The organism is Vibrio sp. 2096 (genome assembly GCF_033339595.1).
Lineage (GTDB): Bacteria > Pseudomonadota > Gammaproteobacteria > Enterobacterales > Vibrionaceae > Vibrio > Vibrio alginolyticus.
Genome location: NZ_JAWOUX010000029.1, coordinates 1 through 7522, shown reverse-complemented (window position 1 = coordinate 7522; position 7522 = coordinate 1). Strand labels below are relative to the sequence as shown.

The 7522-nt window shown below is 38.9% G+C and carries 10 protein-coding genes; 2 read left to right on the top strand and 8 right to left on the bottom strand.

Annotated features, from left to right (window positions below; all coding sequences use genetic code 11):
• Positions 1-100: 100 nt before the first annotated feature.
• From R7Q41_RS23330 to R7Q41_RS23305, 6 genes are all read right to left on the bottom strand, one after another.
• Entirely contained in the window at positions 101-316 is a 216-nt protein-coding gene (locus tag R7Q41_RS23330; RefSeq protein WP_169572863.1) for a hypothetical protein, read from the bottom strand.
• Positions 317-561: 245 nt separating this feature from the next.
• A complete protein-coding gene (locus R7Q41_RS23325) occupies positions 562-1209 on the bottom strand; it encodes a hypothetical protein (protein WP_042776360.1) in 648 nt (215 codons plus the stop codon).
• A 260-nt stretch (positions 1210-1469) separates the two neighbouring features.
• Positions 1470-1787, bottom strand: a complete 318-nt coding sequence (locus R7Q41_RS23320; RefSeq protein ID WP_025634101.1) for a hypothetical protein — start codon at positions 1785-1787, stop codon at positions 1470-1472.
• Between the two features lie 105 nt (positions 1788-1892).
• The gene (locus R7Q41_RS23315; protein WP_025634099.1) at positions 1893-3230 is read right to left on the bottom strand and encodes a hypothetical protein; all 1338 of its coding nucleotides are present in this window, start codon (positions 3228-3230) and stop codon (positions 1893-1895) included.
• Positions 3231-3241: 11 nt separating this feature from the next.
• A complete protein-coding gene (locus R7Q41_RS23310) occupies positions 3242-3580 on the bottom strand; it encodes a hypothetical protein (protein ID WP_025634098.1) in 339 nt (112 codons plus the stop codon).
• 11 nt (positions 3581-3591) lie between these two features.
• On the bottom strand, positions 3592-4140 hold the full coding sequence (locus R7Q41_RS23305; RefSeq protein WP_025634097.1) for a hypothetical protein: 549 nt from the start codon (positions 4138-4140) through the stop codon (positions 3592-3594).
• Between the two features lie 753 nt (positions 4141-4893).
• On the opposite strand from R7Q41_RS23305, the gene R7Q41_RS23300 reads away from it, so the two are divergent.
• Entirely contained in the window at positions 4894-5178 is a 285-nt protein-coding gene (locus R7Q41_RS23300) for a hypothetical protein (protein WP_138058896.1), read from the top strand.
• 86 nt (positions 5179-5264) lie between these two features.
• Positions 5265-5627: a hypothetical protein gene (locus R7Q41_RS23295; protein WP_025634091.1), complete on the top strand. Its 363-nt coding sequence runs from the start codon at positions 5265-5267 to the stop codon at positions 5625-5627.
• Between the two features lie 894 nt (positions 5628-6521).
• On the opposite strand, the gene R7Q41_RS23290 is transcribed toward R7Q41_RS23295, so the two are convergent.
• Together R7Q41_RS23290 and R7Q41_RS23285 are read right to left on the bottom strand one after the other, a co-directional pair.
• The gene (locus R7Q41_RS23290; protein ID WP_225455764.1) at positions 6522-6713 is read right to left on the bottom strand and encodes a hypothetical protein; all 192 of its coding nucleotides are present in this window, start codon (positions 6711-6713) and stop codon (positions 6522-6524) included.
• Positions 6714-6840: 127 nt separating this feature from the next.
• The coding region (locus R7Q41_RS23285) for a Tn3 family transposase (protein ID WP_206971551.1) at positions 6841-7522 on the bottom strand (682 nt) is incomplete at its 5' end.

The following is a 7522-nucleotide window of genomic DNA, read 5'->3' as shown; positions in this document are numbered from 1 at the left end:
TATTTACCTAATTTGCCACACTTATAAGTAGTAACCCACCTCCGCAGCCATTTATTGGTGTGGTCTACAGAGGATTAAGTCTTTTTAGAGGGGAAAATCCCTAGAACCCCATTAAGCTAGAACGCTCTAAATCTACCACCGTCAGGCAGTCAACAAAGTCTTTGTACGCTTCGTTGTCGGAAATGCCTTGAACAACTGCTGGCCCGGTAGTTTTGAGATATTCTTTGTATAGTTTTGCACCGACGACTCCAGAGCCAGATACAGCAACGATAGCTATAATAGACCAGGGAAAGGTGCTTTTAAGTGAGTCGAACATATTATATCCGTTTTATTGTTAGTATTAGTATTAAGGTGGGGATTGTTTTGGAATATTCAATGCATGAAATACAATAATTGTATTTCATGACTAGTTATATCTAGTTTTAAATATTATTTGTTCATCAAAAAGGCTGGTTATAAAACACCCACCAGCCCTTTCAATTTGATATTTAACCTGGGTATGCTAGAACAATGTCTATGTTAAACTTAATATCTGAAAGATTTAAACGGGTCAAAATATACTCAGTCATACTCGCAAAGTCGGCTTAAAATATTTGATTTACCAAATATACAAGGCTCTTTACGGAGGTGGTAAAATTTGGGTCTCCCAGATATTTCATCATATATTTCTTCTACATTTAAAGTCTCAATTATATCAATAGAGTCTGGATTTAACACTAAATGAGAACGGCCATGATACCCACCGTCTACAAATTGTCCACTCTCAAAATCCTTTAAGATATCGATACCGTTTTCACGCAAAATATGACAACGTTTCCGTTCATTCAAATCAATTAGGTCATTGTGTATTCGATTTTCAGGTGGTTTTGCAAGTTCTGAGTACCATTCTTTACCCCTCTTAGTTGATATCCACACTGGTAATTTATCCCAATGTTGCTGTAGATATTTGGGGTGCATAGAAATGGATTTACCAATAGTTACTACTTTAGCTTGTTCCTTTATTGCGCACACATATACGGTAGGTTTACCTACCTGCCTCGCTTTATAGTCAGCGTGATAGCATGCTCCTTTCAGATTAGAAACGAAGTAAAATCCATTAGCATCATTACAGCCTTCGCCTGTACCTAGCATGCCTAACTCAAATTTATCAAACTCCTTAGCTCGTGTACCATGAAAGATGAGCTCTCTTTCCATTGTTCTTTCTAACATGCCGCTTCTCATCAGGTTATAAGTCTTAAATTGTATTATCTAAAAACTAAACAAAATTGAGCTATTACTTTTGTTGACCTCTAAACAGATCAACTAGTCCTCTCAACACAACGCCACTAATGATCAATCCTAATAGTAAACTAATTACTATTCCGTAGGGGTTTGTTGCGAAAAATGAAAAAAACTCAGGTAGTTGAGGGAAAGGTAATGCTGCAACAGTGGCCATAAATTAATCCTTCTTTAAACAGTTAGGTTATGATTTAAGGAAGCTCGAGATCTTCTTCGGTAACCCAATCCAAGTGAGTATCTTTAGATATCAATAGTGTGCCTTCAAGCCAATTTACACCTAATATCTTTTCATCATGTGAAGCGTAAAACTCCGAAAGTTTATCGACTATGTTTGTAACATTCGATATTTCTACATTTTGTAAAGGTAGCCAAAACCAGCGATTTTTTGACTCAAGTAGTGCTCTTTTCGAGTTCCAATCCAGTCCCCATAATAAATGCTCTTGATTACCATTCACGAGCCGACAGTGCATCGCTGCCTTGATCCCCAATTTTTCAAGAAAGAACAACATACTTCCTACTTTGCGTAAAAAAAAACCATATTGACACATACTAAGATGTTACCAAGTATGTATCAATTATCTTTTGTTTTTATATGGTTATGATCAAGCTTGTATCTATATGTGGCTGGCCAGCCAGGTCTTGGTAGGCACAAATTGGTCTGACACCACATTGCCATTATTTATACAGATGGGCAATACGAAGTCAGTACCACTTCCTTTTGCAAACTCCCGTACTTCTCTTAAGGTATCTTTGCTATTGCTAACTGGTACTAGTAAAGAGTGGCTAAGTTCCCTTGTTCCACGCAACTTAATATTGGGTATTGAAAAACCTCGATGTAACAGCTCCTTTGTTTTAATGATTTGCACAGAACTGAATGACTTTACGTATTGGAGTTGTGCGGTTACTAGTTCGTTATATACCGTTTTTAACTTAAACTTTGCTAGCAAATAGTCGTCTGTCAAATTACTGAGCTGATACAAAGCCTTTTTAATAATTAATGTAATTTCTGGGTTATTCAACGATGGCATCGCCAACTCTCGGTCATAGGCGTTTATTACAGCGATTTTTGGATAATGGTCCATTTCACCGACATCTGTTTCAAACTTATCCCTATCGCTTAAAATCATGTTTGTGAGTTTATCGTGTCGCTCTGTCATACCTTTAGAGCATAAAATTAAGAATCTGTTTGATGGCTTAGTTTCGCAGCTAACTAATATTGGGAGTTCATTTTTGTGGTTTGGCACAGGGATATACACCTTTCTAATATCAGAATCCTCTAATATTTCATGTGTACCACTGCCTTCCAGAAAGCTGGCTATCTTCTTCAACATCTGGCTCACGATATCATTCCTTTGTTCAATTATTATTCTACGTTTTGACATTCGTTCATCATACTCTTCTTGTTTAGACTCGATATGCCTAGTCAATTGGTCCCTGTTTAAATATGGTAGAAAATCATTGAAAGTACATTTCACGCTCATGGTGCCAGGGCGTAGCCCTAGTTTAGTTTCAATTCTGGTTGCTAACTTTTTTCCTAGCATACGGGATTTATTGGGCCCTAAATGATTGTTCAAATGACAACCTAGCTCTGAGTTCAATTTGCTAATATTGCCATTCCCTATAAGGGTCAATAGGATCTCTAAATTCCTAGATCTGGCAAGCTTGTCAATTGGGAGGTTATCATCAATTGTTGGGTCTACATTTATGGTAGAAATGGCCTCATCAAGTTGTCCAATAGGCATACCGAGCTTTGTTTCTATGTTTCTAGCTAGTCTGTGACTGATGTTCTTCTGAGGCTTGGATCTGTGGCTGAGATAACTGGCCAAGTGAGGCATATCTAAATGTCTACATAAGTTCTGAATCTTACGGTTGTAGTCTTGGTTGACTATACGCATAAGGTTTTGGTGTCGATTCTCGTGATAGATTTCAGTAGTGTCGAATTTGATATCCATTCAATCACCAATCAATAACGTATTGTTGAAATGGTGTCTTCTATCAAATCTCGTTCTATATCGCTTTCAGCTTGATTTAAATACTTCTCGAGAATATCAATATTAAGTGTACTCAAGTGTCTTCTGTAAAGCTTGCGTCTCAATTCTTTGCGTTCAGCATAAATTGGGTATAGCCCCTGGATAAGGATACCAAGAAGAAGAATTACTATATAAAGCAGATTAAAAGACTCTAATTGAGAGAATCGCCATGCAGCTAAACCTACAATTGTTAGAGAAAATGCCAATATAACTATTCTTCTGGTGAACTGCCCCCATTCTGGTGAAAATACAGAGTCTTTGTAATGCATCATATTATTACCTCCTAGATGTATAAGAAATTGTCCATTGTCCATGTGTCTGGATGTGTTGAAGGGAGTGATTGAGATTCGAATATTGCATCAATGGTTGACCAACCTAGCTCAACTCCGTCCTCAAAATGGGTAGAAAATGCAATGTACATCCAACTTGCGACAGTAAATCGTGCTGCTGCTGTAAATTCAATCTTCAACAAATCGAGTTCGCTTGAGGTACTTACCATGTAAGTATTGGTACTTCTAACGCGATAACACCCTGATAACCTGTCAAGTAGTGGTGTTAGGTTAGGTTCTTTCTTGGCGAGCTTAATCATATCTTTCAAAGACAAAATACAATTGAGCTCTTTTAAACCAACCCTAGTCCATTCTTTAACTTTGCAAATTTGTTCAATTCTGTTTCTTTCGAAAGAGATCCAGAGAGGATCATACCTTCCCATACTTTCAATTAATTTATAGGTTGAAAGTAATTCTTCTAAACTAGCAGAGCATGCCCTTTCGATGTTCGTTGATGTATTGCGCTTAGCAGTACATCTTGTTTTAGTTACTGCGCTTTCCAATCTTGAGTCTCCTAGTTCAAATATTCTCAGTTACAACACTTTTATCGCGAGGATTTGTCTTACGCCGTTATCTGATCGCGATGTCAGTTCAATATTTTCGAATGTCGGTACTGGAAGTCTGTGTATAGCCGCCTCTATTAGTTTCAAGCCGAAAAGGTACTTACCACTAGTAATTGAGTTAATATGATGGTTTGTCATTTTTTCTAAATGACTGACTATCAAATGTTCTAGTTGATAGAGAGTATCAAGCACCTGCAGATCTAGGTTTATCAGGTCGTCATAGTTCTGGAGTGTCATCAACGTGTGTCGATATGGATCTAGAGCACACCTGTACGCATGCTTTTTAAGTAGATATGGATGTATAGGTTTTGGCCACATGACGACTATCTGTTATATCTGCTTTGTACGTTCTAGCCAGCTAGCTAGTGATAGTAGACCACATACCTTGGCCACCACCTCGAAATTGTCTTTGTATGCTCCGCTATTAAAGAAAATCAGGCAAATCAAAGCAGTACAAGATAGTGCTATCAGTAAATACTTTGTTCTAAACATTAGCTTTTCCTCAACCATTCTTAGGCAGTCTAGACTAAACATTGAATAATAGATGTCATTCGCGTATAAAAAACAATACTAATGTTACCATATATTTTAATACGTATGTTAGGAAAACCTCATGCTGAGCTAGTTGATAATTTGATCAACTTAGTTTCCATATGAGCTTTGGTACAAATATTAACGAAGAGTATGATTGATATGATAAAAATTGATAAAGATGAAGTTTTGACAGTCTCCATTGTCTCGCAAAGGCTTAAAGGCATCATTCCTGAGGATTATAAATGGCCAAATGTACCGGAGGGATATCAATTGGAGTTTATTGTCCATCCCGATGGCACTTTAATCATGGATCTTTTAAATCCTGATAGAGGAATGTTTATTTCAGAAGCCGAAAATGTTCACTTTGAAACACCCCGTACAGTGAAGAACGCCCCCCTTACATGGCAAGACCTAGAAAAGGCTGGTGTTCCTTTTATGTCATGACCTAACTACAACTTGATAGAGCTTTCACAAACAACCTCGTTAAGCACCAAATCAGAATAAATCCCCCTCTATAATAGGAATACTGCATGAAATCTGCGATCCGTCTTAGTCTAAAAGTAATATTGTTTTCGATTACTGTCATAGTGTCGATAATTGGAGGACAAATTAGTCAGCACCTCGCTCATATCAAAGATTCCAGAATGCATACGATCGATACCTGGAACAGGCAACATCCTGAGAACTTACATGTCTCTAGAACATTTATTAATGAATGCCTTAATCGAAAAATGGTAAAGGACACTAGTTCGGACGAACCTTTCTTTGTAAAAGAGGTTTATGGACTGTATGAATGTGGTATTGAAGTCGGAGCGGATGACCTTGTGGAGAAAATCAAAGAGTCAGACAACTCATTGAGTACATTTGCTTGGCCATTATCAGCTTTAACTTAATACTTCGTTTTCAAATATTGAGGTCTAAATCGGACCTCATTTGAACCACTATCGAACAAAAATTAGTCAACTATACACGGTATCCACCACACTTTAAGGTACTCATTGGTGCCTCTCCCCCACCGCTTCGCTCCATCCGCACGTGCTGTAACTATAAGGTCGGCTTCGCCGCCTCTTGAGCATTCTCCCCCCTGGGAGAACCAGCGGCTTCGCCGCTTCTTAGATTGGTAAATACTATTCATATCGATTTATTTCTATCTTTATCTATCCATATCTATGTTTGGCTACGCCAAACTTTTTTCCAGGGGGTCTTAGCAGTGGCGAAGCCACCAAGGAGTAGAAATATTTAGGGCGAAGCCCTTATTCGTTAGCGTCGAAGACGCGAAAGGGAGCTTGATTCTTTGCGAGCGAAGCTCGCTTAATTCGAGTTAAAGCGAGTGAGGTAGTTAAGGTTATTGGTGTCGTAACAGCGGCTTGTGGTGTAGTTTAGGTGGTGGATACCGTGTATATTTATGGTTTGAAGTCCCCGTAGATTTGGGAGAGAAATAAAGTTTCATACTAAATGTTCAAGTAAGCCTGTCAGTACCGTTCTAAATGTCACGCTGACATAAATAAAGATTCATACCAATTGGTACTACCATGTTTCAATCTCACAACAATTGACTATAAAAGTATCATACTGGTTGTCTGACCATCCGCTGGAACACGTATCTGGACAAAAATGTTTTAGAGCTGTGTATTAAAACGTTTTTGTCAGATTAGAAAAAGCATCTTGAAACCTTAAACGCTTGCTATTATTGCATGTGTTCGCAAGATGGTTGTGATATGCTAAGAGATGCATCATGTAGGATTAGAACATAGCTAAAAATTAGTTATTGACGCCATAGTCGTTTGTTAAAGGTCGGTTTTCGCATCTTCCAGAGCCTGTTTTTGAATATTTGCAATAACTTCCTCGGTTAACCCATACTTTGCTGCGACAGTCATTGTGATTGGGTTTAGGATGTCCTCAACCTCATTGAACAACTCTATTGATTTTTCCAACCCTGTAATCATCTTATTACGCCCAGACGCGTTCATAAAATCCATAGCTTTAGCTTGGAAATAACTATGAGCCAAGAAGGGGTTCTAGGGATTTTCCCCTCTAAAGTAACATAGAATGCTACAGGCTTTGTATTATATAGCCTCCAGCTGTGGGTTACTTTCGTTTCCAAGCTTAATCATCCACGATTGGCTTCGTAATTTCACTAATATCAGGCAATTTTCCGGTATTGGTGAAGTTATACGTCCCGCTTAAGTTGATATTTTGCCATGCAACGGGCGAAACAGCACGAGTGATAGCCGCTTTTTCTTCATCACCTGTCGCTTCAAAGTGTCCCAGAAGATGACTCAGTATCGCGGAGTTGAAGTAGATGAGCGCATTGGCAAGCAATCTTGCGCATTCATTCCAGATAGCGATTTCAGACTCGTTTTTGCCACGGAACTGATCACCATTCACCGACGCAATGGCTCGTCTAAGGAAGTGCCATGCTTCTCCCCGGTTCAGGGCACGTTGCACATACTGCCGCAAACTGGCATCGTCGATGTAGTCAAGTAAATATTGCGCTTTAACCAGTCGATTATACTCCGTCAGAGCCTGTAATATTGGGTGTCCAGAAGGGTAACCAGACAACTTTCTTACCAGCATTGCTTGTGTCGTCCGCTTTGTCTGAAGTGACAGAACAATACACCTGATATCTTGCCATCCCGTTGTAATAACATTCGTTCTGATAGGCTTCTTTAGCGCCAGTATGGTGCTGCCTTGTTCACTTTCAGTCACATCAAACAGATCATTGATGACACTACTGAACTGCGCGTATCGCGGTGCAAAACTGTAACCGCATAGATCCAGTAAGGCG

What these genes read in the sequence shown, in the direction of transcription:
- R7Q41_RS23320 (WP_025634101.1), bottom strand. Translation starts at nt 1,787, where the DNA reads ATGTTGTTCTTTCTTGAAAAATTGGGGATCAAGGCAGCGATGCACTGT.
- R7Q41_RS23300 (WP_138058896.1), top strand. Translation starts at nt 4,894, where the DNA reads ATGATAAAAATTGATAAAGATGAAGTTTTGACAGTCTCCATTGTCTCG.
- R7Q41_RS23310 (WP_025634098.1), bottom strand. Translation starts at nt 3,580, where the DNA reads ATGATGCATTACAAAGACTCTGTATTTTCACCAGAATGGGGGCAGTTC.
- R7Q41_RS23290 (WP_225455764.1), bottom strand. Translation starts at nt 6,713, where the DNA reads ATGGATTTTATGAACGCGTCTGGGCGTAATAAGATGATTACAGGGTTG.
- R7Q41_RS23325 (WP_042776360.1), bottom strand. Translation starts at nt 1,209, where the DNA reads ATGTTAGAAAGAACAATGGAAAGAGAGCTCATCTTTCATGGTACACGA.
- R7Q41_RS23330 (WP_169572863.1), bottom strand. Translation starts at nt 316, where the DNA reads ATGTTCGACTCACTTAAAAGCACCTTTCCCTGGTCTATTATAGCTATC.
- R7Q41_RS23315 (WP_025634099.1), bottom strand. Translation starts at nt 3,230, where the DNA reads ATGGATATCAAATTCGACACTACTGAAATCTATCACGAGAATCGACAC.
- R7Q41_RS23295 (WP_025634091.1), top strand. Translation starts at nt 5,265, where the DNA reads ATGAAATCTGCGATCCGTCTTAGTCTAAAAGTAATATTGTTTTCGATT.